This window comes from Nitrosomonas communis (assembly GCF_900114745.1).
GTDB lineage: Bacteria > Pseudomonadota > Gammaproteobacteria > Burkholderiales > Nitrosomonadaceae > Nitrosomonas > Nitrosomonas communis_A.
On the sequence record NZ_FOUB01000049.1, the window covers coordinates 1 to 25,457 of the forward strand.

The following is a 25,457-nucleotide window of genomic DNA, read 5'->3' on the forward strand; positions in this document are numbered from 1 at the left end:
TGACCAGGCATTGAATCTTTTATAGATAGAATTCCAGCAGCCGAACACCCTGGGCAGATCGCGCCACGGACAGCCAACCCGCATTCGATACAGTATGCCTTCTACCGTCATGCGCAGATTGCGCTTGTTATAAATCGATTCTTGAAGCAGAATCTTCTCCAGCTTCGACCAGTACTCATCATTGAGCATCATTCGGGGCATCGCAAACTCGTTTTGTTGGTGGTGTAGGAACCCCAATATTACGAGTTTGTTTCTATCTATGAAATACTTATCTTAAAACGTCAACAGACCCTAATGAAATAAATCCTTTTAATACCTATTTACCTCTCTCAACGCTTTAATATTAAAGTAAAGCAACAGTAATTCGATGCCTAGATTTATCCGGTTTGGTAAGTCGGTCAGTCCAGTACTTCTTCTGGGTTCTGGGAAAGAGTGGGGCGCAAATCGGCCCCTCAGGCGTGGATGGTCGGCCGCTGCGGGGCGGTTTGGGGGCGGGCATGGGGGTAGTGTCATCCCGTGCGCACCCAGCAGCCCCTTGAGGGGCGATAACGTGGAGACTATTCCGCTTAAGCCCAGCGCAACGGCGCTTCAGCTCTCACACTCTTCAACAGTGAGCACCGGTCGTGGAATCGCTCAGTATGGTTAATGCGCGTATGCGATCGGCACATCCTGCCAGTTCGTCGTGTAGCAGGGAGTCCTGTTTTTTTGCTGCATCATCCAGGGCTTATTTTTACTCACTGAAAATATCGCTACGGTTTCACGTCCGTATCTCTGATTTAACTGATCCAACACACTCATCAATTTTGCTGATCTGTTGCCTGCGCCATGCAGCGTAAACAATGATTCCTGGTGCACGGCTGCTGAGTCAATGCCAGTCAGAATCACGCCTGCTTTTTTATAGGCATACCCTGGCCGGTAAATACGCTTGGGTCCAAATAGCGCTGCCCTGACTAGCAAGCGCGTATCACTGCTGGCATTGGGTAGCGGCACCGTCATGCAGTTACTGTACTGCTTATCCTGTTCACGGAAGGGATTGGTCTGGATGAACACCTGAATTGCATTGCAAACCGAGTTCTGGCGGCGCAGCCTTTCTGCCGCACTGCTCGTAAAGCTGGCAACGGATTCGCTCAGTTCGGTCAGACTATCAATCAATTGTCCAAACGATCTTGAGGAAATGATCTGCTTTTTAGGTGCTGATAGTTCTTCAAGAGCCAGGCATGAGATACCACGTAGTTCATAACCTAAGCGTTCCATGACCACTCCGAATTTGGCACGTAACCAGGCAGGTGGGGTGGCACGTAATGCCTGTACGGTTTTAATGCCTGCTGCATTCAGATGTAAGCTCAACTGACGACCTACACCCCATACTTCACCTACCTCTATAGTCGATAGCCAAGCCTCGAATTGTTCATGCGGCATGGTTGAGAGGTCGCATACCCCATTGAAAGACGGTTGTTTCTTGGCAATATGATTGGCCAGTTTGGCCAGCGTTTTAGTGGTGCCAAACCCTACGCATACTGGCAGGGTAGTCCATTGGCGTATACGATGACGTATTGTCTGGCCAATGCCCGTGGGTATCGGCCAGAGGCTTCCCAAGCCTTGTAAACCGAGGAAACACTCATCGATCGAATAGACTTCTACATGAGGGCTGAAATCGCGCAGGATCGTCATTACCCGATTAGACATATCGCCATATAAGGTATAGTTGGATGACAGCGCAACGATGCCATGCTGTTTTGCCAGTTCTTTGAGCTGGAACCAGGGGGTTCCCATTTTGACGCCGAGCGCCTTGACTTCATTGGAACGAGCCACCGCACAGCCGTCATTATTGGAGAGCACTACCACCGGTTGATTGACCAGATCAGGATTGAAAGCCCTCTCGCAACTGACATAGAAATTGTTGACGTCCACCAAAGCGAATAGGGGTCTACTGATGGGAATGATGTCAGTGGACATGATCACACGATAAAGCGTGCTACGGTTCCCACTACTACCCCCCACACCTGCAATTCTTCATGTTCGCGCAAACGGATGGGGGGATAGGCTGGATTCTCAGCGTGCAGTTCAATCACGCCATTGCAGGCATACAATCGCTTGACCGTATATTCATTGTTAATCACCGCCAGCACGATATGCCCGTGTTTGGGTTCGACTGAGCGATCGACCACCAGCATATCGCCATCGTGGATATGGGCACCCGTCATGGAATTCCCGATCACACGAAAGAAATAGGTCGCTGCTTTATTGCGCACCAGATAATGATTGAGATCCAGCTCTTTCTCAACATAATCATCTGCCGGTGATGGAAACCCGCCGGGAATTCGATGCTGCAATAACGGCAGGATGCAAACGGCAGGGTCAAGCTTTGCTCGCTGTAAAACAGGCAGGGTTGATTCGCTAGTTGGTTCAACTGGAACAATAATGGTCATGACGATTGCCTAGGTGCTTGATGAGGGGTACAGTATAAAGCACTTATTTGACGGGTAACAATACAGTGACATGTGCGGACGTTTTGCCTTGGCTTGGTTATGTTCCAAACTGATTCCTTCGCTGGCTTATGGGAGACTACAATGTCGATGAAGTGGTGATCGATAGTTGTACCATCATTAGTAACGCGTTAGACCATAGGTTAGGAAATCGTGAAAATAATACTTGCAGAACCCGAACGTGAGCAGTCCCGAGGGGAAGAGATCGCGAACAGCATCAGCCATGGTATAGGACTGGTCTCAGCACTTGTGGCAACCCCATTTCTTATTATGCATGCAGTGGGCCACCCAGATACGAGATTCATTACCGGTGCGAGTCTCTTCATGGCAACGATGGTACTGCTTTATCTTGCTTCTACTCTCTATCATGCCCTGCCGAGAGGCAAGGCTAAGCGTGTGTTTAAGATTGTCGAACACTGCGCGATCTTTCTCCTTATCGCCGGCACCTACACGCCGTTCACGCTTGGCGTGCTTCATGGCGCGTGGGGCTGGACGCTCCTTGGGATCGTCTGGAGTCTTGCCGCAATCGGAGTGGCACTGAAGGTGTTTGATAAGATCCACAACCCCATCATTTCTACCAGTCTTTATCTGCTTATGGGATGGCTCATTCTGATCGCAATTTATCCCTTGTATACCCGTATACCTGTATCCGGTCTACTATGGTTGGTTGCAGGAGGCATGGCTTACACCATTGGCGTGTTCTTTTTTGTGACCGATTCGCGCTTTCGATACGGTCACTTCCTCTGGCATTTATTTGTAATGGTGGGTACTGCATGCCATTACTTTGCGGTGCTCTGGTATGCGGCCTCCTAACACAGTGTTGTGATCAAATAGTAAAGTGAGCAGATGCGTCTGTTGCTTTCGCACGGCTGCGAGGGGAGAGCGGGGCGCAAACTGCTCCCTCAGGCGCGCATAGTTGTCCGCTGCGGGGCGGTTGCCGGGCGGGCATGGGGGTAGTTATCCCGTGCACTCCCGGTGGCCCGTGGATGGGCGATAGTGTGGAGTTGATCCCGCTTAAGCCAAACTCGACTACGCTTTAGCTTTCATTCGCACTAACCGGGGCCACTGATCGTGTATACAGTAGTAGTCCAGAGGATTTCTTTGGGGACAGTATAGGCTTTCTGTTCGTTGTTTCACTCGGCAAGCTGCGCATCCGTTTCGAGCGCAGGTTCGATGTCTACTGTGCGCTGATCTCTTTAGCCGCAGCCGTCATCTTCTCACGTTTCGTAGATGACTTGTGTTAGCGGCTCTAAGTGTTAACTGCTAACCCACGTTGCTTGGGTGACGGGGTCATCAACAGAAAAAGTAATGCCGACTAAGCGTATATCATTATCAAGCATACCTAAGTATGAACCAACACTTCCATCATCCCAGCTGATCTTAAAGTCAGCAAAGGATCCGAAACCGGTTCCGGTCACTGTTCCATTCAATAGTCCAACATCTTCATCTTCATTAATAACGGTTCCAGTAAGCTTATCACCCTCTAATGTAGATTGAATGAATAATGTATGCTCATTACTCTGAAAAATTTGCCAGTTAGTGAAATCGGTTGACATGGCTTTTACTCCTATAATGTGCTAGCTCAGGTCAAATCGTACAGTTGCTGATCTGATTGAGCACCTGTGTCAGATTAGGCTTGGTCCAGGTTTTTACTATTCAGAATCACTTTCATACAAAACAAAGTATCTATGGAAGCTTTCTCTTTGCATATCTTGCGCTCATGAGCTCTTTCACATAATGGATGCTAAGGAATGGCAAATAGGCGGTCAATAATGCATTTGTATACTTTTTTATTCCTTCAGCTTCTTTTATGGCCTAACAAGTTAAGAATGATTCAGAATGTACTGGATTTGAAGAACATATCCACGGTCAGGTTTTGTTATTTACGGGGTACCTTGTTTTTAGTAATTCAGCGGTAATTTATATTCTGTGGTCGGCACTATCTCGGGACCGGTGAGAGAGTTGGGTACAAACTGGCCCCCCAGGCGCGCATAGTTGGCCGCTGCGGGGTAGTCGCAGGGCGGACATGGGGGGTAGCCATCCGGCGTGCGCATCCGGCGACCCGTGGAGGTGCTTTCGATATGCGCTTGCCAAGCTTTTTCAAAGCCACGCATTTCTGTCCATTATCTACTTAATCTTTTGAACCCCATATTGATGTTTTAAGTTTAAGCATCCTACAATTTTACTGTATCTCATAGAGAAACAATAAATTTCCTTTTTTAGCACTTATTTTTTGTTCTTTAAGTTGATATTATGCAAACACATGAAATTAATAATGGCTTGGTAATAGGGTTAATGTATTAAAAACTATACTCTTATTATGAGTAATGATCACAGTTATAGATGCTGGGGATGAGAAAGAAATCTCCTGAGTAAAGGTAGATTGTATATAAGATGTATCCTGTAAAGAACGTATTCTCAGCATAGTTATTTTCAAAGTAAGACATGATCAAAATGTTTTAGCAAATGAAGGAGCAAAGTTAAGTTGTTTTATGGAGGTGCTATGATGAAGACGAATACTTTTTGGATAGGTATATTGGCGCTTGGTTTTTTGTCTGGGTGTGCCCAAATAAGTCCATTAGCGCGCAATCACAGCAATGAAATTCGTAATGTTGAATTGGGTTCCATTGACTCTAATGATCACAGGGCTGTTGCTAAACATTATGAAGATGTAGCCAAAGAGATGAAAGCAAAGCTGGAAGTACAGCAAGAGTTGCTTCAGAAATATGAAGAACATACTTACTATTACGGACGAAAAGGGCAAGACCTTGAGGCGCATACTTTAGCTAATATCAGACATTTAGAAAATTCTATCAAAGAGAATATGAATGAAGCTGCCATTCATCAAATAATGGCACAGGATCAACAAAAACGAGATCTCAGTTTATTAACCGAATAATTTGTATATCCTCAATTCAATTAGTCAATATTTAGAATAAAAACATCTCAATTCCAGAAAACAAGGAATCCTGAAAAAGCCGCGATATCAATTACAGATACGCGGCTTTTCTTTTATATATCTACTTTTATTTTATACGTTAGCACTATGCTTGGTTGGTACTGCCGGTATTAACCTTATTGATGTGAAAGGTTACAACTATTACTAAATTGTTACTTGTCCACAATTTCTGTGGATAACTTTGTGGGTAATCTGTAAATACTGTTGCTAAGATGGTTATTTGTAACAATATTTACTGGATCGATTAAATTTTATACAGATAATAATATCATTTATAATCAAAATATTAGCATTATATTGTTTAGTTCTGTAGTTTTGATCTAAGCAAGATATTTTATAAAAAGCAATGTGGATTATTTTGAGGATGTCAAGAAAATCCTCAATTCTATTGCATGCATTCTAGGCTACCATACTCTACGTCCATTTGTCGGCCAGAGGCGCTTTAGGAGGCGGCTAACAGCGCGTCAAACAGGATCGAGGAGACGAGGCGGCGAAAGACAAGCTAGGCGGTAGGCGGGTGCGGCGGATAGTGCAGGTCGGCCCTGTCGCGTTCCGGGGAATAGTAGGGCGCAAACTGGCACCTCACGCGTGTATAGTGGGGCGCTGCGGGGCGGTTGCGGGACCGGGGCATGGGGTTATATAGTTCATCCCGTGCCCGCTCGATGGCTCCTGGATGGGCGATGATGTGGAACTCACTTGCCTAAGCCCAACGCGACTTCGTTTTATCGTTCACTCTCACCAACCGAGGCTATCGATCGCGTATCCAGAGGTATTTTAGTGGAGTCTACACACGCGGACGCTACCGTTACCTGGAACTCATTGAGTTATAAATGTAAAGAGCGACACAGCCGTTTTCTGTTTAAATCAAGATTATTTCTTCTTTTTCTTTGTGGTGGCTACTGCTGTCTTGAAAATGGTTCCAGCCGTGAATTTTGGCACTGTGGTAGCAGCGATCTTCAACGCTGCACCGGTCTTCGGGTATTTGCCAGTGCGAGCGGCACGCTTGGTAGACTTGAAAGTACCAAAGCCAGGAAGTACGACAGTATCGCCCTTGGCGACGGTTGCTACTACATTATCGATCATGGCTTTCAAGGCCTTGGCTGCGGTGGTTTTGGGTATCTCTGCCTGTGCAGCAATCTGTTCTACCAGTTCCGTTTTGTACATGCTGGAAATGCTCCTTTTGGTTAAAAAGCAAGCAGTATAAACATTTAGACGCTGTTGGCATATCATCATGTCATCCACATTAAGTCTGTGTTCCCATATGGTCAATGAGATGGCTGAACGACATCACGATCTTGGACAGCAGGTTATAAGTAACTGCGATCCGATGTCTTGTGCTGCAAACGTGTAAATTGTGATCAGCACTTAAAGAAAGAATAATCCAGAAGAAATAGAGGTGTTAATATAATTTAAAATAAGTTACCGAGTTAACAAAGAAAAATTCTCATTATTTGTATAAAGCATATATGAATATCAACTTTAACAACCTTTCTGACAACTTTCTACTTTCTCTTTTATCATCAGATGAGCAAGCAACCATAAGCTCGGCAGTTAAATTAGCTTCTGTTAATGTTGGCGAAATTATTTGTGAGCCAGGCGCGAAGTTGGAATATGTTTATTTCCCTATTAGTGGAATGTTTTCATTGCTATATATCTTAGAAAATGGAGGATCTGCAGAAATAGGCGTTATTGGTAAAGAAGGATTTGTGGGAGTACCTATTTTATTGGGAGGTGAAACAATGTCTCACCAAGTAATTATACAAGGTTCAGGAGAAGCATTCCGCATGCCCGTTTACCATCTAACAAAACTTTTCAATCAATCAATTTCCTTTAGAAATATTTTATTACACTATATGCAGGCTTTAATGACTCAAATTTCTCAAACTGCAGTATGTAATAGTCATCATAAAATTGATCAAAGACTTTGCCGATGGCTTCTCCTTTCATTAGATCGTTTATCCGGTAATGAATTATGTATGACTCAAGAGCTGATATCTATTATGTTGGGTGTACGTAGAGAAGGGATAACATCGGCTGCTTCTAATCTTCAAAAAGAAAAAATTATTGATTACAGTCGAGGAACTATTTGTGTTCTGGATAGGCACAGACTGGAAGAAAGATGCTGTGAATGTTATGAGGTGGTAAAAAAAAGAATATTCTCGATTATTTTCTGATTTGTGATTTTATCAATCTGTGATGGAAAATTCACCACAAATATGGCAATGCTCAATGTCGATATAAGCGCTTGATTTAACAGATATGCAGGTTGGTCCTGCCGCGTTCCGGGGGGGGGGGGGCTGGTGGGGCGCAAACTGATCCCTGGCGCATGCTGTTTGGCTGTTTCGGGGCGGGCATGGCCTTCCCCCATCCGGTTCCACCGGTCTCACCTCGGGCAATTTTGTGTCGCTTCTGCCGGTTTCGCCGCCATGTGGTTTCGGGGCAATGCTCAGAAAAAGTTCGGTGGAAACCGCCGTAAATCGTTGTTTTGCATGAGGGAGAAGAGTGGAGGTGAGCCATAATGAATGGCTCAGGTTCGGCCCCGGTTCGGTTTGTGTACGCCGGTTCGGTGCCAGATAAAAAACTACTTTGGATTGTTCGTCTATTTGTGGGCATGAGTGACTGAGCTTCGGACTGTTAATCCGGCGATCACTGGCATGAAACAGGGATGGGGTTGAATCCATAGGTAATTGCCGTTATCCGCCCTCGGAATACCCACATCGCTGAACAGCCGCTTATCGGTTTTCACGAAGTCTCTGTTCTTATCTACCTTGTTGACATTGAACGGTGGATTAGCCATGACGAAATCGCATTTGCTCGCGAGATTATGTGGGTCAGAATAGAAACTGTTGCTCTCGATAATTTTTCCCTCGATACCATGGATAGCAAGGTTCATCTTCGCAAGGCGGGCGTTATTGGATTTCTGTTCGGTGCCGTAGACCTTGATGGCTTCATTTACAACCCGTTTGCTGTGGTCTCTCACAAAATAACCGGTTTGGACAAACATACCACCCGAACCGCAAGCGGGATCATGGATGATGCCGTGATCTGGCTCAATGAAATTGACGATCAGCTGCACCAGCGATGGTGGGGTGAAGAACTCGCCCCCTTCTTGCGCACCGGCTCCACTCATGGAGAATTTCATCAGGAAGTACTCGTAAATCCGCCCGAATACATCACCTTTAAGATTCTTCACCGAATCCTTATTGAACACGCGAATCAACTCACGCAGCAAATCTGCATCCAACTCCTGATAGTTTTTAGGGAGGATACCTGCAAGGTCGGGATAGCTTGCTTCGATCAGACGCATAGCCTCGTTGACTGCTTCGCTGATGTCTTCACCCTCAGGCAGATTGGCAAGATATTCGTATTGTGATTTATCGGGCAGCATCATTGCGCCCGCAGCCAGAAAATCGGCTTGTGTCGCAGCGCGTTTACCCCGTGGTCCCTCAGGGATAGTAGCCTCGATTGCGATCTTGGCTTCTTCATAGCGATTTTGGGCATAGCGAAGCAGAATCAGCCCTAGCACGGGGTCTTTATATTCCGCAGCGGTCAGCTTGGAGTTGACACGCAGATTATCTGCTGAATCCCAGAGCTCTTTTTCTAGTTGTTTAATTTGTTCGTTGTTCATTTGACATCTTTATCAGCAAATCTAAAGTAAAGCAGCAGCTTGTTTAGGTTCTCTCCTTAAGGCTTTTGCTTATAAGTAATTCCTATTTGTCATGAATTGTACTAGTTAATGATTGATCTACAAAACGACTGAACGAATTACGTTTAAAAGTGTAATCAATTAAAGAGGGCTCCTGATAGCCATAAAGTACTGAGCAATAGTAACTGCTTCTTATTAAATCCTTTTATCCACAATTTCCGTGGATAAGGATGTGGGTAACTGCTTTATGTCCAGGAGGGGTAAGGATTATTCAGAGTGCTTTAAAAAGATGCTCCGCTATTCATATCTTCTAATCAATGAGCAATATAGCGAAGCTGGTTGAGTATAAAGAATTGGGATGTTTATGTTTGATCTCCTTTTAGTTTAATCAGGCATTTGCTGTCCTATGCCAGCGAGAGCATCAAACTACAGGATTACATTTCTGGCAAAACCGAGCCACATATTTATTGTTGATAATTTCAGGTTTCTCTACATGACCGCGTTCTTTACTCAGCGTGAGCACTTTATGCCACAAATTGGTATTAAAACTTTCTTTGCAAATGCCGCAATTTTCAATCGGTAAAACGTCTGGCCATGTTGCTTCGGCACCTGCAAGGGTTAAATATGAGCTGGCAGCCTCAATCGCATGTTGCTCACAGCAATAATAACCGAGTATGGCTGCTTCCCCGATATTGACTTCCGGCATCGCGTCGGGTGCTCGCCAAAGGCATATTTGTGTTTCATCTAATAGAACATATCGAGGACCTAATCCGAGATCCTTACCGCATGTTTTGCAGTTCATGATCATCCACCTCAGTAAATGAAATTAGATGATGCTGATTTTCCTATTACCCTAGCCAGATTGAAATCGTACTTTGGTCGTACTTACTCAAAATATCTGAAACCATCAAATATCCCAATGCAATCAATAATCTAACCCAACAATAACCACAAGAGCCTTCGGCGACGCTATGGGCTCGATAATCTGAAAGCGTCGCATCCCTACAAAGCGCCCTCGGTCATCAACTGGCCCTGGGCGTTTTGCTTTTTCTCATCCATCACTCAAGGAGGTACACCATGCTCGTCATCAACGATCCCATCCTAATCAATCGCATCCCCGATCCCGCTATCCGCAGCCTGGTGCAGCAGAGGTTCTCTGAGGTCTGCGCCGGTGAGCCCTACGACTACGACATCCACGGCTACATGGTCGTGGTGGAACCCGGCGTCAGCGTGGAAGCCCTGGAGCGGGAGTTCGACTTCCCCATCCTGCGCAACCCCTTCAACGATACCCGCCATGGTGAGCCTGATTTCACGCCGTCCTTCGAAGCGCTGGAGGAGCACGGCGGTTGCTACGAGATGGTCTTCATCTTCAACGACGAGGGGTTCGGCGTCGACATCTTCATCCCCAAACAGCCGGGCGTCGACGGCGACCTGCTGGCGATGTGCGCCGAGTACGCAATACCAGCACAGGCGATGGCCCTGGCGCAGCCCTGAATTCCAACCTCTCATCCCACCTGCATTCCCGAGAATCAGTTTCCCAGAATTCCAGCTCCACAATTTCCCAGATTTCCACCCACCTCCCACCCCTTGTTTCCCGCCGGATGGGCCATTTACATTTCTGAACCACTTCATACGACGGTTGCTACGAGATGGTCTACATCTTCAACGACGAGAGCTTCGGCGTCGGCATCTTCATCCCGAAGCAGCATGGCGTCGATGGCGAGCTGCTGGCCGTGTGCGCCGAATACGCGGTATCAGCACAGGCGACGGCGCTGGCGCAACCCTGAATCCCCGCATCTCATCCCCCCTGCATTCCCGAGTATCAGTTTTTCAGAATTCCAGCTTCACAGTTTCCCAGATTTCTATCCACCTCCCACCCCTTGCTTCCCGCTGGGCTGGGCGATCTACGTTTCTAACCACTTCATAGGAGACATTTATGGAAACACCACTGAACCCGCTCGTGGCCGACATCGTCAGCACGCTCGATCCCAATCTGCGCGAGGACTTCGAGGAGAGGGCGGCCATCATGGAGTTCGAGGCCAACATGGAGAGGGCGCACGCCGAATGCCTTGCGCTGATCGATCTGCTGCGTCGACACCCCTCTGTGCTCATCGGCGTGACTTTCCTGAAGATCGAAGTGAACGGCACAACCCAGCATCAGCTCGCCTCTGATCTCGATCTTGCACACCAGCTCATTGCAAATAGCGGTGGGGAAGAGGTCGCCATCCTCGATCTTGCCAATGTACTCAATCTGCATTACAGCGGTGTCGCCATGTTTAGGCCGCTCAATTTGCGGTAATCGGAGCATCTTATATGAAAGTCACATTCCTTCAATTATCCATATCAATAAAGGAGTCTTATGAAGCGTTCCAAATCCGATGTTCCCAAGCCCACCGTTCGCGTCCTGAAGGAGGGCACCTGCCGCTCGCTCTCGGGCAAGTCCACGCTGACCTACCACGTCGGCTGCACGGCCGAATCCGAAGTCCACTTCCGGCTGGCGGACAACACCGGGGACGGCTTCTTCAGCGACGAGTGGGTCGCCCTCAGCGCCGTCCAGGAGGCCTTCGAGCGACAGCCGAAGGGCAAGCCCATCATCTCGCATATCCTCTATCCGCTCTTCCAGGGGCGCTCACTGAATACACCAGCCTTTCTGATGGCGGTACTGAAAGCGGAAGGGCTGGTAAAACCGCTGGGCGACAAGCAGCGAGGCTATGAGCGCGCCGATCCCGCTGAATTCGTGGCGGGTATCAAGAAACTCATCAATTCAGATGTCCCATTGAAAGCAGAGGAGGGCAAGCAATCACCCGAATCCACTCCACAGCGGGCCAAGCGCGGGAAGAAAGCAGCAGACAAATCCACCTCGCAAGGCGCCTCCGCTCCCGCAAGCTGAGCGAGGGAGTTGAATTCCGGGGGTGACTCTGCTTCTGCTTCTGCAACTCCAAGCAGCGCAAGGGCTTCCCGGCTTCGCGATGAAGCGCCCCCGCAATACCGACCTTATACCGAGCCTCTTTCAAGCTGCCACTTTTTCGCAGTCTTTCCAACCTTTTCTACCTCAATAGTCGCTTTTTCCAATCACCTACACAAGGAGAAAAACCATTGATTACCGCCATCACCTCACTCTTCGTGCTGATCACGTTGTACAGCCTCGTCCACGCCGGTACCCGCTGGATGGGGATGATGAGTCTGGCACTGCTGAGCTGGGTGCTGGATCCATTCTCGTTCACGGCACTACTCGCTCTTGCGGGCGGTGTTCTCTATTTCAACCAAAACCACTAAGGAGACTTACCATGTCATACCAAAACTTCCTACTCGAAGCAGTCAACGAGGTGCTCACCTGGGACATCCCGGATGAGACACTGGCCGACGCAGTCAAGGCGCAGGCAGGCCTGATGGCGGGATTCAGCCCCGAAGAGCTCATGGAGTGCACTCAATACTGAGCTCTACCCAGCGCACCATCACATTTCCTTCTCAGTTCCCAAACCAGCTTCCAACTCCGTCTTTTCCCAGCAGCACACCCTCATCCGCGTTCATACGGAGGATGGCGTTCGTCTGGAGCAGGGCAGGAAAGCCGCACGCGGGGGCCAGTGCGTTCGATCGCGCTGTTCTCCATCTTCTATCGATATACTTACTACACACAAAGGAGCAAACATGACCACCAACCCGACCGTCACCCGCCATCAAGTCGCCGACGATCAGCGCATCGAGCACACCGCGGCAATCTTCGGCATCCGCTTCTCGCTGAACCTCGAGCCCCTCGTGTACACGTTCGCCGAAAGGCTGTCCCCCGACTACGACGGCGGCTACTGGGTGTACTACGCCCTGAGCAACGGCGGCTTCTACATGGCACCAGACTCGGGCCGCACCTTCCGCGTCGCCTGCGACAACGGTTACGAGGGCGTGTTGTCGGCGGACGCCCTCGGCATAGCCGTCTGCCTCTACGCGTACAGCCACCTGTCCTTCAGCGGAGATCGGGAGTTCGCCGAGGTTTGCGCCCAGCAATACCACAGGCTGCGGGACTACATGCTGGACCTGCCCGAGTCCCTGGCCATCCTCGGAGCCACCGACTGACGCCGGCAGGGGATAGCCCAGTAGATTCCGGGTATGACGCGCACCGCCTTTTCTCGGCAGCACAAGTACTGCGGGGGTGAGCGCGCGCTCTCCCCTGGCAATTTGCCGCAACGGCGCAGTATTTCCCAGGAAGTCACGCCAGGCATAGCACTCGGCGTTGCGGATCACGCGCAACAGGGCCGCATCGTGCATGCTGCGGTGTCATGGCGCTCCCCCCCGGAGGTATCTGTAACGCCGCTATAGTGTAGAAATCGTCCCGCTATACCTATATTGTGATCGAGGAACCGAGACAAATCCAATGATGTATGGCAGGGGGGCGGAAACCTGGAATTCTGGAATTCTGGAATTCTGGAAAGCTGGAGTGCGATGCAAGGGTATCAGCTTTTAGTTTCCCAAGTTTCCAGTTTTCCACCATTCTGATTCCAGAGCCTGCCTGTGCTGCACTCCCCACAGCGCACACCGCCAGCTTAGTTCAGTCAACCTCGTCGGTCTGCTCGCATTAATTTAACAGCATGAATAGTGGCTAAAAACCATGCCTCGCAAAGAAAGCTACCAAATCGCGGGGTGTCGGCTGCTGTGTGACGGATGAATAGCCGTATTTCCAAGAAAGATCGATTTTAATCCAGGAGAACGCTCATGTTCAGAATACTATCAGCAATTGTATTGATGATCGGCTTTATCCAGACTGGTGCTGCCGATAAGGCCAAGAATGAAACCCGTATCTACCACACCGATTCGATCGGTACAGTCATAACTGATAAACCCTCCTACATCATTCAAAAGGATGGTCGCATCCTTCCCACCGATAGCATCGGCACCAGGGATGCGGGAAGCCAGAATCAATACAGGATAATCGGAGACAGGATTTATGAAACGGATTCAATCGGCACGGTCAGGCCCGAGAGATCACCGAGGATAAAGTGATGTGACCTTTCAACCTCTTTGCTATTGTGTGATGATGGCGAGGAGGGTAGTGCGCTCGGGCAAGCCATTCATCCTAGATCATCTTAGGAAAATCTGAAGCATCCACATAAAAGATCCTGATGTCCGATCCAATCATGCCAGTAAATGATATGCCTATAACAGACATTTACGTAACGGCACAAAAGTGGCCCAGAACCATGCAGGGCAAGGAGGGGCGGCAAATTGGGGGCTGTCGCCTACTTATCGCCCACTTTGTTGCCCCTGAATTTTACTGCCAAAAAGACATTTTATTCCATATATTTCAATGAGATATTTGATGGGAGCAATAAGGGGGGGGCAGCAGGGGCGACAGGGGCGGCAATTTCGCGGGGTTTTTTTTATTTTTAAGGAGGGCAATTTTTTAACCCCCTCTCTTTTTTTATTTCTATAAAAAAGGAAAGAATTGCTGCCCCTGTTGCCCCCGTTTTCGGCGACCCGGAGAAAAATTGATAAAAAACATGAGAATACCGTGCTTTCCTGCCCGGGCTGTGGGGGGCAACAACACACCGTTTGCCGCCCCTTGCCGCCCCTGTCGCCCCGATCCAGCGTGTCCGCAATTCCTGCTGCCTATTTTGGTGGGTCGTTATACCTTGCTTTCATTTTGTCTATCGTTTCCTTAAATTTCTGACGCAGCGTTTCCGGCTTCAAGATTTCGATTCGTTCTGCAAACCCCAGCAGCCACCAGCGCAACTGACCGGTATCCGGAGATGTCGCCTTGAATAAGCTCTGTCCATTGTCCAAATGCGTCAACTGCTGATCCTCAGCCAGTTTTGACTCACTCAAATGGATGGCAATTTGCTTGTCCACCAGTATTTCCAGTTCGAGATTATCATCGCTGATCAAGAAATCTAGATTACCGTCTCTTATGTATGCATCCAAGTCGAAACCCAGCGGTATTTCATGTTGCTGCTCAGTCTGTTTGGCCTCAACAAACCTATGTAAGGCTAAATAGCGGACATCTGTGTGATTATCCAAAGTACAGATTAAATAAGTAACTGTGCCCCGGAAAATCAATGCCAAAGGATTGACCCGGTAGTGAGTGGGATGCTCTTTGCCACGTGCGAGGTATTTACCCTCAAAACGGCGATTCTCCAGCAAAGCGGTATAGACAGTGTTGGCGACTTGAGCGTCGATATGCGGTGGAATCAACTGCTGAGTCTGTGGCAGTACCCGGATTTTCTCCCGCCACTGAGCATAGGTTGAGTTGTGCCTATTCAGTAGTTCTGCCGCGGTATTGAAATGCGCTTCGAGATGTTCCAATGCATCAGGTGGCATCTGGGCCTGCAGCTGGTGTTCCGCTAAACAAAACGCCAGGGCAGTAGACGGTTCCATTTCTGGGATTTCCAATATCGTATGCATAGACCAATAAAAGGCCTTGCTTCGCTTTTCACTTTGTAGCGGGAATACACAGCTTAACGTATCCAGATCACGCTGGATGGTTCGATAATCGGGCACAGTTAACGGGTGATTTCTCAGATTGCTGATGATCTGATTGATGGTGATGCCACGCGGAGCACGCGGGATCATTCTAAGAATGTGCCACTGCCTGAGTAATGAGTCAGCCAAATTGTTTACCTCACATGCATTTTAAGTTGATGCGCTATATTATCATTAGCTAGACATATCATGTCTAGGTTTTGCGTTATTCTAGCTGCCCTTTTAATTAAACAGGAATTAAGTAGTAATGAATCTTTTAGAAGCAGCTTTGAATTACGCACGGGAGGGTATCCCGGTTTTCCCCGTGCATGGCATCAATGACAGTGGCGCTTGTACCTGTGGAAAATCAGACTGTACCCATCCTGGAAAGCATCCAATAAACAAAGGTGGGCACAAAAATGCAACGGCTGATGAACAACAAATTAACCAGTGGTGGAATAAGCACCCTCAGGCCAATATCGGTATTCCCACCGATGAGGCTTCGAAATGGTACGTAGTTGATGTGGATAAGGAAAAAGGCATTGAAAGCTACCGTAAGTTTTTAGCAGAAAATAGAGATGATGTACCAACGGCAAGTTTGAAAGTACATACCGGAGGGGGGTGGTTTTCATCTGATCTATGTTCAAACTGAAGATGGTGAAACCGTGGGATCGGGTACCAATATTGGAGGATTGGATGGTGTGGATTTTCGTGGGGAGGGTGGCTATATTGTTGTGCCCCCGAGCAAACATCACAGTCAGCATCGCTATCGCTGGAGCAAGGGTTTTACATTTGATGCTCATAAGACTTCTTCCTGTCTGCAAAAACTTCCTGCTCGTATCGCTGATTTAGTCAGGAACAAATCCAAAGCGCTGATCAACCCGCAAAGCATCCCTCAAGGCAGCCGAAACGACTCTCTTTTCAAGCTGGCCTGCCAGCTACGTAGAGAAGGCGTTACTGACGAGCAATTGTTCAAACTTGTTTCTGCGAAAAATGCATCCTTATGCAAACCCCCGCTTGAACAAGACGAAGTCAGACGAATTGTAAACAGTGCGCTGCAACAAGATATCAGCCCGAGGAGATCGGATAAGCGAACAGGTGTAATTGAAGCAGCCTCAAGCAAACCTCATGACAGTGATGATGCATTCAACAAAATAATGGAGCTGACTACCGAACATGAGCTCTGGGTGGATGAATCCAAAAAACAATATGTGACTTTTGAGGTTGAAAACAAGCCGGAAAATGATATGTCCAGAGATGAGGCACAGCAGCCCATGGATTCACACAATGAGAGCTGGCCGATTCTATCACCCGAGTACCAAAATTATCTAAGTTACCAATATCGCTTGCGGCATAAAAAGCCAGCACCGGGAGGAGTCTTAAAAAAGGTTTTGGAGTGTCTGGCAGGCGATGCTTTATTTACCGGCAATGAGCACAAAACTTATGTGCGTTGTGCACGTATGGAAGATCGCGTTTTGATTGATCTGACAAACTCGAATTGGGAGTGGGTAGAGATAACCGCTACAGGTTGGCGCATACGCAAGGATAAACCTCCGGTAAAGTTTCTGCGCTCAGCGAGTGCCAGACCGATGTTTTATCCTGATCCATCGGGTAGCTTCGATTGTCTCCCCAAGATATTTCGTTTAAAAAGTCAGGGGGACTATATCTTGCTGGCAGGCTGGCTTATGTTTGTACTGATCGAAGGTGTCCCTTATCCTGTTCTGATAGTGGAAGGTCCGGCAGGGACCTCCAAAAGTACACTGACTAAGCAAATTAGACAGGTGGTCGACCCGAGGGTACCCGCACTTCAGGGTATGCCACGAAATATCGATGATCTGTTTTTGCAAGCCTTCAACGGGCACTTGTTGGCTATAGATAATCTTTCAGAGATCCGACAAGGATTATCCGATATTCTCTGCGGGATTTCCTCCGGTACGGGAAGTAGCAAGCGACAGCTATATACCGACACTGGAGAAATTTATTATGAAGTGCGCCGACCCATTATCCTCAACAGCATCAATCCGGTCGCGGAATCACCCGATCTGGTGGACAGGAGTATCCGTCTGTCGCTGCCGTCAATCTCCTCTAATAACAGCAAGGAGGGTAATCCTGGTCAGGTGCGCCTAAGCGCTGAGGAGGTTGACGCTATTTTTCAGCAGCATGGGCCCAGGATCCTTGGTGCAATTTGCAACGCTATTCAGACTGCAATCCCAAATTACAGGCGAGCCAAAGGTATTCCTGCTGAAATTCGCATGACGGATTTTGCTCAATGGGGATTCGCGGCAGGGGAGACGCTGGGTGCAGGTGACCATGATTTCATCAGCTTGCTGCTCGCAAACCGTCAGCATAACGCTGCACCCCTGATCGAAAATAGCGTGCTGAATCAGGCCTTGCTCAGATTCATGCAAAAGAGGCGAGAGTGGTCAGGTACACCCACTGAGTTACATAAGTCACTGGAAAAAGAGATCACCCCGGAGGAAAGGATGGACAAATCCTTTCCCAAAATCGCCAGTCATATGACTCGTAACCTGAACAGATCGATTCCTGCACTCAAGCAGTTCGGTATTGAATTTGATCATTCCGCAAGCAGCCATAAGAACCGCAGCATAACCTTGCGCTACAACCCAGATGTCTTTAACGGCGAAGATAGTAGTCATAGCAATGGCTCAGCACTGCCGGTGACTTGGGGTTATCTACCGGATGACAAACTCGATGTCGACGAGGATGGCACAGCTGACTCGAATCAGCAATCCATCACGTGTGAAACACTCAATCAGCCATTACAGCCCTACCAGGTCATCGGCCATCTTGAGGAAGCGGTGCCTATATTACAGAAACTGGCAAGCACTAAACAGATACTGGGCCTGGATATTGAAACGACCGGCCTGAATCCGAGACGGGAGAAAATCTGCCTGATTCAGTTATCCGATGGGCGAGAGACCGTGGTGCTCGACGTGCGCCAGCATGCTGACCTGTCAGTGCTGAAACCCGTCCTTGCACAAATCCACGCGGTGGCGCATAACGCCGTATTCGACATGAGCTTTTTGCAGGCGTACGGCATTTCGTTGAAGCTCGAATGCACACAGCTGGCGCATCATATCCTGACGGGAGATTGCAGAAGCTTAAAAGATCTGGCAGAGCACCATCTGGGCATCACACTGGATAAGACACAACAGACTTCAGATTGGAGTGGTGACCTCAGTGAAGATCAGCTGAACTACGCAGCACGCGACGCAGAGGTTGTATTGAAGCTATTCAATGCGATGAGCGAAAAGCTGCAAGAGCGTGACCTGATGAGGGCCTATGAGCGCGTACGAAATGCGCAGTCGTTCGTGATAGCCATGCAGCTGAACGGGATCAATATCGATCAGGATGGTTATCGGACGATGCTGGACGGTCTGAAAGTCCAGTATGACCAATTAAGGCACCAGTGGGAAGAGCAAGTACCCGGAGTCAACTTCAACAGCTCGCCGCAATTGTCAAACTGGATCGCCGGGGAGCTGCTGGAATCGGATAACGGATGGCCTCAAACCGAGAGCGGCCATTACTCCACTTCAAGCCGAGATATCGAGTTGAATAAATCAAAACTGCAAGAGACGGCGATCTTTGTGGTGGATACCATGCTGCTGCCATTAAAGCAGATCGGTAAGGCAATCAGTGCGTACGGGGATCAATTCCTGGCTTACATCGACCAGGATACGGGCAAGATTTATCCTTCGTATAACTTGGCTGGCACCGTGACTGGCCGAATGAGCTGTTCAAAACCCAATCTGCAACAGGTTCCCAGAGACGAGCGATACCGGAGCATGTTTCATGCACCGGAAGGCTATCAATTCGTCATTGCAGATTATTCCCAGATGGAATTACGCATTGCTGCCATGATTGCCAATGAAGAAGTCTTGCTCAATGCATACCGGCAAGGCCAGGATACGCACCGGCTGACGGCAGCCTTGATACTCGGCAAAGAGCCTGATGAGGTGAGTAAAGAAGAACGGCAATTGGCCAAGGCGGTCAATTTTGGCCTGCTTTACGGACAAGGAGCGGAAGGGTTGCAAGGCTATGCAGCCAGCAGCTACAGCGTCGATATCGGCCTTACGGAGGCAAGTGCATACCGGGATGCTTGGTTCGGCAGCTTTCCCGCCTTCGCTCGTTGGCATTCACAGGCTTTTGAAATAGCCCGTGATTCAATGAAGGTCAGCACGCCTGGCGGTCGTAAGCGTTATTTTGAAAATACCGACTATAACCATTCTAAAGCACTGAGAAAAACGAGAGTTTTTAACACTCCCATCCAAGGCGGCGCAGCTGAAGTCCTGCTTGAGGCAATGGCGCAACTCAGCGATGCTATAGAAGCGCAAGGTTATACCAACACGATCAAACCGATCGCCGTGATCCACGACGAGATTATATTGGCGGCGAGGGAAGATTGCGCCGAGCACGCCAAACAGCTCCTGGAAAAGGCCATGGTCGAGGGTATGCTGGCTATCTTTCCTGCGGCATCGACTTCGGGATTGGTCGAGGCGCACATTGGGAACAGCTGGGCTGACAAATAGGAAAAAGCCTTTGAACGGCGATATTTTCAAGCAGGGATAAATAGAATTTCTCGTCATGTGAAGGGCAGGTTTTTTTGCTGCCCCTTATCGCGCTGTTGCTGCCCCCTCGTCGCCCCACCAAATAATGCATCTGAATATTGCTAAAGCAATGTTTTTAAAACATAAATAATGGTACGAATTGAGGCAAGGCTGCTGTCAGCAATAAGGGGGCGTCAGGGGCGGCAATTTTTCAACTTTTACTTTAGGTGAAGAGGTAAGAAATATGGCTCTGCCCCGCATGAAATCTCTTTTTGAAAAATGAAGATGCAAATTTGCTGCCCCTGCCGCCACTGTCGCCCCCACCGTCATCGTCCCGGAAAAAGTGCTTGTGTTTCATGGCTTTCCACAAAATAACTGTGGGCGGATTCTGGGGCAGCAACTTTTTTGTCGCCACATGCCGCCCCAAAAATCTCGTAGGTATCGTTCATTTCAATTATTTCACTATTATCGGAGGATAGCCTCATGCCTATCTTAAAACTAAATAAACTTAACATTCATCAACTGCAATGCCCCGAAGGCAAATCACGTATTGAGTACTGCGATGAAGATTTACCTGGCCTCTACGTCGAAGTACGCGCCACCAGCCAGAATCAGGGGACGTATTACCTGCGCTTCAAGAATGACGCCGGCAAGACCTGCCACCAGAGGATCGGCCGCACCACGGAGGTCACGTTGGCGGAAGCGCGTCGGCAGGCCAAAACGCTCAAAGCAGAAATCGCCCTGGGGAGAAATCCGAGAGAAGAGGGTAAACCCAAGCAGAGCGAACTGACCTATGAGCGGTTTTTCGAGGATCACTACATACCACACAAGAGTGATAAGCGCTCTCTCTCCGATGATGTCCGCATCTTTCGCTTGAAATTACGGCCAAACCTGGGTCACAAGCTGCTGCACCAGATCACCCGCTATGAAATTCAGGCCTTGCTCACCTCATTCCGCGAGCAGAGTGCTGCGGCTAGTTGTAACCACATCCTGAAAATCATCAGACACTCCCTCAATCTCGCCGTCGAATGGGAATTCCTGGAATCTAATCCGGCAACCCGGATTCCGCTATTCCACGAGGACAACAAGGTGGAGCACTACCTTAGCGATGCCGAATTGGAGCGATTGCTGGCCGTGCTGCGCACCGACGAGAACCGTGCTGTCTGCCAGATCGCCATGCTGTTGCTATCGACTGGCTGCCGCTTAAATGAAGTACTCTCTGCCAAGTGGGCGGATGTGGATCTCGATAAGAAGATACTCAGGATCAGAGCTATCAACAGCAAGAGCAAACGATTGCGATCCGTGCCTCTCAATGATAGTGCCATGGAAGTGCTGAACCAGCTGGATACACAAGGCAAGTTCGAACATCTCTTCGTCAACCAGCAGACCGGCAAGCCCTATACCACGATCACCAAGGTATGGCATAGGATTCGTCAGAAGGCTGGGTTGGATCATCTGCGCCTTCACGATTTGCGCCATCAATACGCGTCCTTCTTAGTCAACAGCGGTCATACACTGTACGAGGTACAGCAGATATTGGGCCACTCCGACCCCAAGGTCACCATGCGCTACGCCCACCTGTCGACCAAGGCGCTGCAGGAGGCGGCAGACAGTGCATCGGTCAAGATCGAGGAGGCGATGCGGCGCAAGACGGGGTAGGGGCTGCTCCGCGGCGGGGTGCCACGCGGGGACCGGTCGCCCCGGCCCGCCCGTCGGAATTCCGGGGAGGGTGGGGCGCAAACCGACCCCTCGGGCACGCATAGTGGGCTGCTGCGGGGCGGTTGCGGGGCGGGTATGGGGGCAGTCATCCCGTGCGCACCCGACGGCGCATGGACGGGCGATAGCGCGAACCTAATTCCGCTTAAGCCGAACTCGTCTATGCTTTAGCTGTCGCAGGCACCAACCGGAGCCATCGCTCGTGTATTCAGTAATAATCCTGAATATGCCTGTCTCATTAGTTACCAGATGGATAAATAAATGCAGATTATTTCCGCTGTGGACTTTCTAATTTAAATTTAGCCAGCCTGAGATCTATTTATTTTGAGGTAAAAGCAGCGGCTGATCATTTGCCTAACAATATTGCGCTTTAGTACAGTGACATTTTTGTGAAATTGGCTCTAAACTTCGCTGCTTTTCAGAAACGACAGGATATACAGAATGCCATCGCTGAGGCGGGGCACATACTCTAATACTTGCAGTCTTATTTTCCAGACTTCAATGACATTGAACCAAAATGGGCCCAGTCCCAAGCAATTAGAAAAAGAGGAAGAATATCTTATTGTGCAGCTCTCTACCGCCTATCCACTTTGATTCATTCTATATAGGATCAGCGATATGATGTTTCCTAGTTTTTTGATATAAAGAAAATATTGTATGCATTTGCATTATTTTCAATTTGCCTGTTATTCCTTAGTCTTAATTAATTATTAAGCGAGATTGATTCAAAGTTTCTGCTGCGCGTAGGGGGGATATCAGAAATGGGAACAAGCATTAAGTAAACCTCATCAATATTATTATTTTCTGATCGAAGAAAATAAAGCATGAAGAAAGTCACAGCAATACAAGATCAATCTTTTTTCTTACGCACTTTGGCGCAAACACAAACCAACTAACTAGAGGATTCAATGAGAGAGTATTCAATTTGTATTGCATCTTAAGGCTCTGCGTTTTGCAAAATCTTCCGGAAAAGCTTTGTTCTATGGTACGAGTTGGATAACCATTTTATGCCTTAATCAAGGCTACTTAGTTTTACAGCGAAATTAGGACTGATCTTGAAGGCAGCGGATTGGAGGTCTCTGCTATCGGTAAGGAGAAAATCGAGTGTTAGCTTCATAATGGAGTAGAGTCCTGGCTCAGGGCTTGTAGAGGAAAAGCTACCTTTTTGAAATGTCAGAACTAAATTCTTTTTTCTCTTTTTTCCCTGCAAGAAATTCCTACATGGCAAACTCATTTGCAGAATAAGAGGTGAGGCTGAGGCTTATATGTAGAATCAATTAACGTCAGCTGTTCCACTGCCGTCGGACGCTGTGCAGCAGAGAAAGAGTAAAGAAGTCTAGCGGAGGAAAAATGAAACGAACAGTAATTACCCTAAATTCCTCAGTTGATCGTAATTATTAGTATGAACATTATGACTATTATCGCTTTTAAATTAATTCTAACACTCACTGTTCGAGTGTTATCGCTTTGGGCGAAATGCACAATTTTACGAGCACCTGGCCCGTTTCAAATCCTCGGAATAGAATAACTATTCCGTTTCGTTGCGTCTCGCCCTGCACCCATAAAATCACACACTCCACCCCGTCTAATTGTGGAATCAAGGATTATTTCTATTAAGCATCCACTGAACTGTGCCAGAGTGTAAGAACCTGAATGGGTTCCATATCGAAATAAAGAAGTGCCCCTAATACTGAGGAAATTTTAATATGGCTATCTCTACTCCAAACGAAATCGAGCGACGCAATTTACCTCGTCGAATTGCAGACAGGTTCATTAATGATCTCTATAAAACTTGCTCAACACCGCAATGTCATTCATGCTTGGAGCGTACATCCAATGCTGTGCTGTTGCTCGATAGCGAAAAGCGGGTCATGTACACCACATCGGAAGCGGATAAAATCATAAGCCAAGCAAGCACCCCCTTTACTTTAACGCCAAGATTTGCCTTACTTTCTCCGCCCAATGCTGCCCGCTTCGAGGCTTTCGTGAACAGGGAAAGTACCGAACCGGGACCGCTTATCCAGCTGCTGACTAACAAGAAAGATCGGGGCAGAATGTTATTCTCCTGCTTTCGCTTGCCTGAACCAGATACAGCGAGTCTGCATGTGGCCAGGTACCTCGTTATGCTGCGTGATCCTGATCAATATTCTGCACGACAATGGCAGCTATTCACCGAGCAATACAATTTGACTAAAGCTGAAACTAGGCTGTGTCGCGCCTTGGCAGATGGTCTGACACTCAACGATTATTGCACCAATTGGCAAGTCATGATCAGTACTGCACGCAGTCAATTGAGCAGCATATTCGCTAAAACAGAAACACGTAGACAAATTGATCTACTACGGTTGATCTATTTGTTTACGCTGGCATAAAAAGATGGAATTTTTCCTCCATCTGAAGGATGAAATTGTTTGTGAAGCCTGATTTAATGATACAACTCTGAAAAACAGAGTTTTGTTTAGTTTACATTATGTTATGTGCCAACAAACGAATCATAGGCAGACTTAGGAGAAAATCATGAACATACTCAAAAATCAAGTTAGTATAATGTGCATTATCTTCGCAGCAGTAATCATCTACCTCGCATCTGCTGGCATGGCTTTCGCGCAAAGTGGACATTTCGTCGGGGATCAAGTCTGTACAGACATCGGAACACAAGTACAGTGCAAAGGCAAGGTCGCTGGTCTCGGTGGGACAACATTTCAAATCAATGTTGCAGCTAATGGCACTGCGATCATCGAATGTGAGAACCCCGGAGAAAATGTCGCACCTGGGCAGGACACTGAAGTAACTGCATTGGGTGGAAGCGGGCCTTTAGCCACGCCAAGAAATGGTCAATACAGGTACACTGTCTCAACTAACACTCCTACGGTACCTAATGTTCCGACATGCCCGAATGAGAAATGGACTGCTCATGTTGTCGATGTAACTTTCACGACGGCTACCATTACTCTGCTCGAGGATAATGTCATATCAGATCAAGTAACGGTACCTGTTCAGTAGATACCTATTGGCGCAGCTAAAGGCTTAATCTTTATAATTTAGATAAAATTGAGAAACAAAAGTGGGTATGGACTCATGCCCACTTGTTTGGGGATGAGCATCTGCGGAAGTTCCTCTTAAGTAACGTCAGGGTAAAAATTCTTCCATATTCCTAGTACGCTTCAAGTAGAGCGATACTATACTGCTATTAAATTTAATGCTCGAATCTTCTTAATAAACGCTATTCCTTCCACCTCACTGCTTCCAGTGGCCCGTGGAGGGACGATAGCGTGGGGCTCATCCCGCTTAAGCTCAACGCGACTTCGCTTTAGCTCTTACACTCATCAAGCGGGGCCACCAGTCGTATATCTAGTGGTAATCCAGAGGTGTTTCTCTCTGTGAACAAAGTCTGAATCATAATTCCGGATTGAGGCGTTATCCAATGGGACTTCTTGTCGCTGTTCTTTTCCAGGAAGCTTATGGGTAGGGGTCAATCCTATTTGCGCCGATTGGAACAATATCAGAAAACGGTAGTAGTTCTAAATGTGCTAGGTAACTATCCAGTTTCTACCAAGAGTAATTTCCTAAGACTAAAGTACGATATCAATGCATCAGAAGAGATAAGAAAATAATTCGTGTGAATTCCATTAGGA

Annotated in this window: 26 protein-coding genes; 17 read left to right on the forward strand and 9 right to left on the reverse strand. The window is 48.0% G+C overall.

The features are described 5' to 3' along the window. Positions 1–201: transposase (locus BM122_RS15020; protein WP_143083464.1), on the reverse strand; the 201-nt coding region annotated here is incomplete at its 3' end. Between the two features lie 166 nt (positions 202–367). Between BM122_RS15020 and BM122_RS15025 the strand changes: the two genes are divergently transcribed. Beyond that, the gene (locus tag BM122_RS15025) at positions 368–646 is read left to right on the forward strand and encodes a hypothetical protein (RefSeq protein ID WP_074906421.1); all 279 of its coding nucleotides are present in this window, start codon (positions 368–370) and stop codon (positions 644–646) included. On the opposite strand, the gene BM122_RS15030 is transcribed toward BM122_RS15025, so the two are convergent. Further along, positions 643–2,001 (reverse strand): Y-family DNA polymerase, encoded by a 1,359-nt coding sequence (locus BM122_RS15030; protein ID WP_256212097.1) that lies wholly within the window; start codon positions 1,999–2,001, stop codon positions 643–645. The two genes, BM122_RS15025 and BM122_RS15030, sit on opposite strands and share 4 nt — an antisense overlap. After that, positions 1,959–2,429 carry a LexA family protein gene (locus tag BM122_RS15035; protein ID WP_074906423.1) on the reverse strand — a complete coding sequence of 157 codons (471 nt, stop codon included), beginning with the start codon at positions 2,427–2,429 and terminating at the stop codon, positions 1,959–1,961. Before BM122_RS15035 ends, BM122_RS15030 begins: the two co-directional genes overlap by 43 nt. A gap of 210 nt (positions 2,430–2,639) precedes the next feature. Between BM122_RS15035 and trhA the strand changes: the two genes are divergently transcribed. Beyond that, positions 2,640–3,299 (forward strand): PAQR family membrane homeostasis protein TrhA, encoded by a 660-nt coding sequence (gene trhA / locus BM122_RS15040; RefSeq protein WP_074906425.1) that lies wholly within the window; start codon positions 2,640–2,642, stop codon positions 3,297–3,299. A 443-nt stretch (positions 3,300–3,742) separates the two neighbouring features. Here trhA and BM122_RS15050 read toward each other — a convergent pair whose 3' ends face one another. Further along, a complete protein-coding gene (locus BM122_RS15050) occupies positions 3,743–4,042 on the reverse strand; it encodes a hypothetical protein (RefSeq protein WP_074906426.1) in 300 nt (99 codons plus the stop codon). A 947-nt stretch (positions 4,043–4,989) separates the two neighbouring features. Between BM122_RS15050 and BM122_RS15060 the strand changes: the two genes are divergently transcribed. Next, positions 4,990–5,385, forward strand: coding sequence for a hypothetical protein (locus BM122_RS15060; RefSeq protein ID WP_143083465.1), 396 nt, complete (start codon positions 4,990–4,992; stop codon positions 5,383–5,385). 930 nt (positions 5,386–6,315) lie between these two features. Here the strand turns inward: BM122_RS15060 and BM122_RS15065 are convergent. Beyond that, entirely contained in the window at positions 6,316–6,609 is a 294-nt protein-coding gene (locus BM122_RS15065) for an HU family DNA-binding protein (RefSeq protein WP_074906431.1), read from the reverse strand. A gap of 302 nt (positions 6,610–6,911) precedes the next feature. On the opposite strand from BM122_RS15065, the gene BM122_RS15070 reads away from it, so the two are divergent. Further along, positions 6,912–7,619 carry a Crp/Fnr family transcriptional regulator gene (locus BM122_RS15070; protein ID WP_074906432.1) on the forward strand — a complete coding sequence of 236 codons (708 nt, stop codon included), beginning with the start codon at positions 6,912–6,914 and terminating at the stop codon, positions 7,617–7,619. 76 nt (positions 7,620–7,695) lie between these two features. On the opposite strand, the gene BM122_RS22550 is transcribed toward BM122_RS15070, so the two are convergent. The 3 genes from BM122_RS22550 to BM122_RS15080 all read right to left on the reverse strand — a co-directional run bounded on the left by BM122_RS22550 (position 7,696) and on the right by BM122_RS15080 (position 9,893). Beyond that, on the reverse strand, positions 7,696–7,962 hold the full coding sequence (locus tag BM122_RS22550; RefSeq protein ID WP_143083466.1) for a hypothetical protein: 267 nt from the start codon (positions 7,960–7,962) through the stop codon (positions 7,696–7,698). An 82-nt stretch (positions 7,963–8,044) separates the two neighbouring features. Continuing rightward, positions 8,045–9,073: a type I restriction-modification system subunit M gene (locus BM122_RS15075; protein ID WP_218152101.1), complete on the reverse strand. Its 1,029-nt coding sequence runs from the start codon at positions 9,071–9,073 to the stop codon at positions 8,045–8,047. A 439-nt stretch (positions 9,074–9,512) separates the two neighbouring features. Further along, positions 9,513–9,893 (reverse strand): hypothetical protein, encoded by a 381-nt coding sequence (locus tag BM122_RS15080; RefSeq protein WP_143083467.1) that lies wholly within the window; start codon positions 9,891–9,893, stop codon positions 9,513–9,515. 275 nt (positions 9,894–10,168) lie between these two features. Here BM122_RS15080 and BM122_RS22555 point away from each other — a divergent pair, with 275 nt between their 5' ends. From BM122_RS22555 to BM122_RS15115, 8 genes are all read left to right on the forward strand, one after another. Then, complete coding sequence (locus tag BM122_RS22555; protein ID WP_143083468.1) at positions 10,169–10,585, forward strand: hypothetical protein; 417 nt, start codon at positions 10,169–10,171, stop codon at positions 10,583–10,585. Positions 10,586–10,740: 155 nt separating this feature from the next. Further along, positions 10,741–10,878 (forward strand): hypothetical protein, encoded by a 138-nt coding sequence (locus BM122_RS23445; RefSeq protein ID WP_177198156.1) that lies wholly within the window; start codon positions 10,741–10,743, stop codon positions 10,876–10,878. A gap of 149 nt (positions 10,879–11,027) precedes the next feature. Next, complete coding sequence (locus BM122_RS15090; protein ID WP_074906437.1) at positions 11,028–11,390, forward strand: hypothetical protein; 363 nt, start codon at positions 11,028–11,030, stop codon at positions 11,388–11,390. Between the two features lie 60 nt (positions 11,391–11,450). Continuing rightward, positions 11,451–11,981 (forward strand): hypothetical protein, encoded by a 531-nt coding sequence (locus tag BM122_RS22560; protein WP_074906438.1) that lies wholly within the window; start codon positions 11,451–11,453, stop codon positions 11,979–11,981. A gap of 206 nt (positions 11,982–12,187) precedes the next feature. Next, complete coding sequence (locus BM122_RS15100; RefSeq protein ID WP_074906440.1) at positions 12,188–12,367, forward strand: hypothetical protein; 180 nt, start codon at positions 12,188–12,190, stop codon at positions 12,365–12,367. Between the two features lie 11 nt (positions 12,368–12,378). Then, positions 12,379–12,528 carry a hypothetical protein gene (locus BM122_RS23450; RefSeq protein WP_177198157.1) on the forward strand — a complete coding sequence of 50 codons (150 nt, stop codon included), beginning with the start codon at positions 12,379–12,381 and terminating at the stop codon, positions 12,526–12,528. Positions 12,529–12,739: 211 nt separating this feature from the next. Continuing rightward, a complete protein-coding gene (locus BM122_RS15105) occupies positions 12,740–13,159 on the forward strand; it encodes an antirestriction protein (RefSeq protein ID WP_074906442.1) in 420 nt (139 codons plus the stop codon). Between the two features lie 636 nt (positions 13,160–13,795). Then, the gene (locus BM122_RS15115) at positions 13,796–14,083 is read left to right on the forward strand and encodes a hypothetical protein (RefSeq protein WP_074906446.1); all 288 of its coding nucleotides are present in this window, start codon (positions 13,796–13,798) and stop codon (positions 14,081–14,083) included. 606 nt (positions 14,084–14,689) lie between these two features. On the opposite strand, the gene BM122_RS15125 is transcribed toward BM122_RS15115, so the two are convergent. Beyond that, on the reverse strand, positions 14,690–15,688 hold the full coding sequence (locus BM122_RS15125; RefSeq protein ID WP_074906449.1) for a helix-turn-helix transcriptional regulator: 999 nt from the start codon (positions 15,686–15,688) through the stop codon (positions 14,690–14,692). A gap of 118 nt (positions 15,689–15,806) precedes the next feature. On the opposite strand from BM122_RS15125, the gene BM122_RS15130 reads away from it, so the two are divergent. The 5 genes from BM122_RS15130 to BM122_RS15150 all read left to right on the forward strand — a co-directional run bounded on the left by BM122_RS15130 (position 15,807) and on the right by BM122_RS15150 (position 24,825). After that, positions 15,807–16,190 carry a bifunctional DNA primase/polymerase gene (locus tag BM122_RS15130; RefSeq protein ID WP_074906450.1) on the forward strand — a complete coding sequence of 128 codons (384 nt, stop codon included), beginning with the start codon at positions 15,807–15,809 and terminating at the stop codon, positions 16,188–16,190. A gap of 13 nt (positions 16,191–16,203) precedes the next feature. Continuing rightward, positions 16,204–20,088, forward strand: a complete 3,885-nt coding sequence (locus tag BM122_RS15135) for a DNA polymerase (protein ID WP_074906452.1) — start codon at positions 16,204–16,206, stop codon at positions 20,086–20,088. A gap of 501 nt (positions 20,089–20,589) precedes the next feature. Continuing rightward, positions 20,590–21,765, forward strand: a complete 1,176-nt coding sequence (locus BM122_RS15140) for a site-specific integrase (protein WP_074906454.1) — start codon at positions 20,590–20,592, stop codon at positions 21,763–21,765. Between the two features lie 1,763 nt (positions 21,766–23,528). Continuing rightward, positions 23,529–24,194 carry a helix-turn-helix transcriptional regulator gene (locus tag BM122_RS15145; protein ID WP_074906455.1) on the forward strand — a complete coding sequence of 222 codons (666 nt, stop codon included), beginning with the start codon at positions 23,529–23,531 and terminating at the stop codon, positions 24,192–24,194. Positions 24,195–24,339: 145 nt separating this feature from the next. Continuing rightward, the gene (locus tag BM122_RS15150; protein WP_083398526.1) at positions 24,340–24,825 is read left to right on the forward strand and encodes a hypothetical protein; all 486 of its coding nucleotides are present in this window, start codon (positions 24,340–24,342) and stop codon (positions 24,823–24,825) included. Positions 24,826–25,457 lie beyond the last annotated feature (632 nt).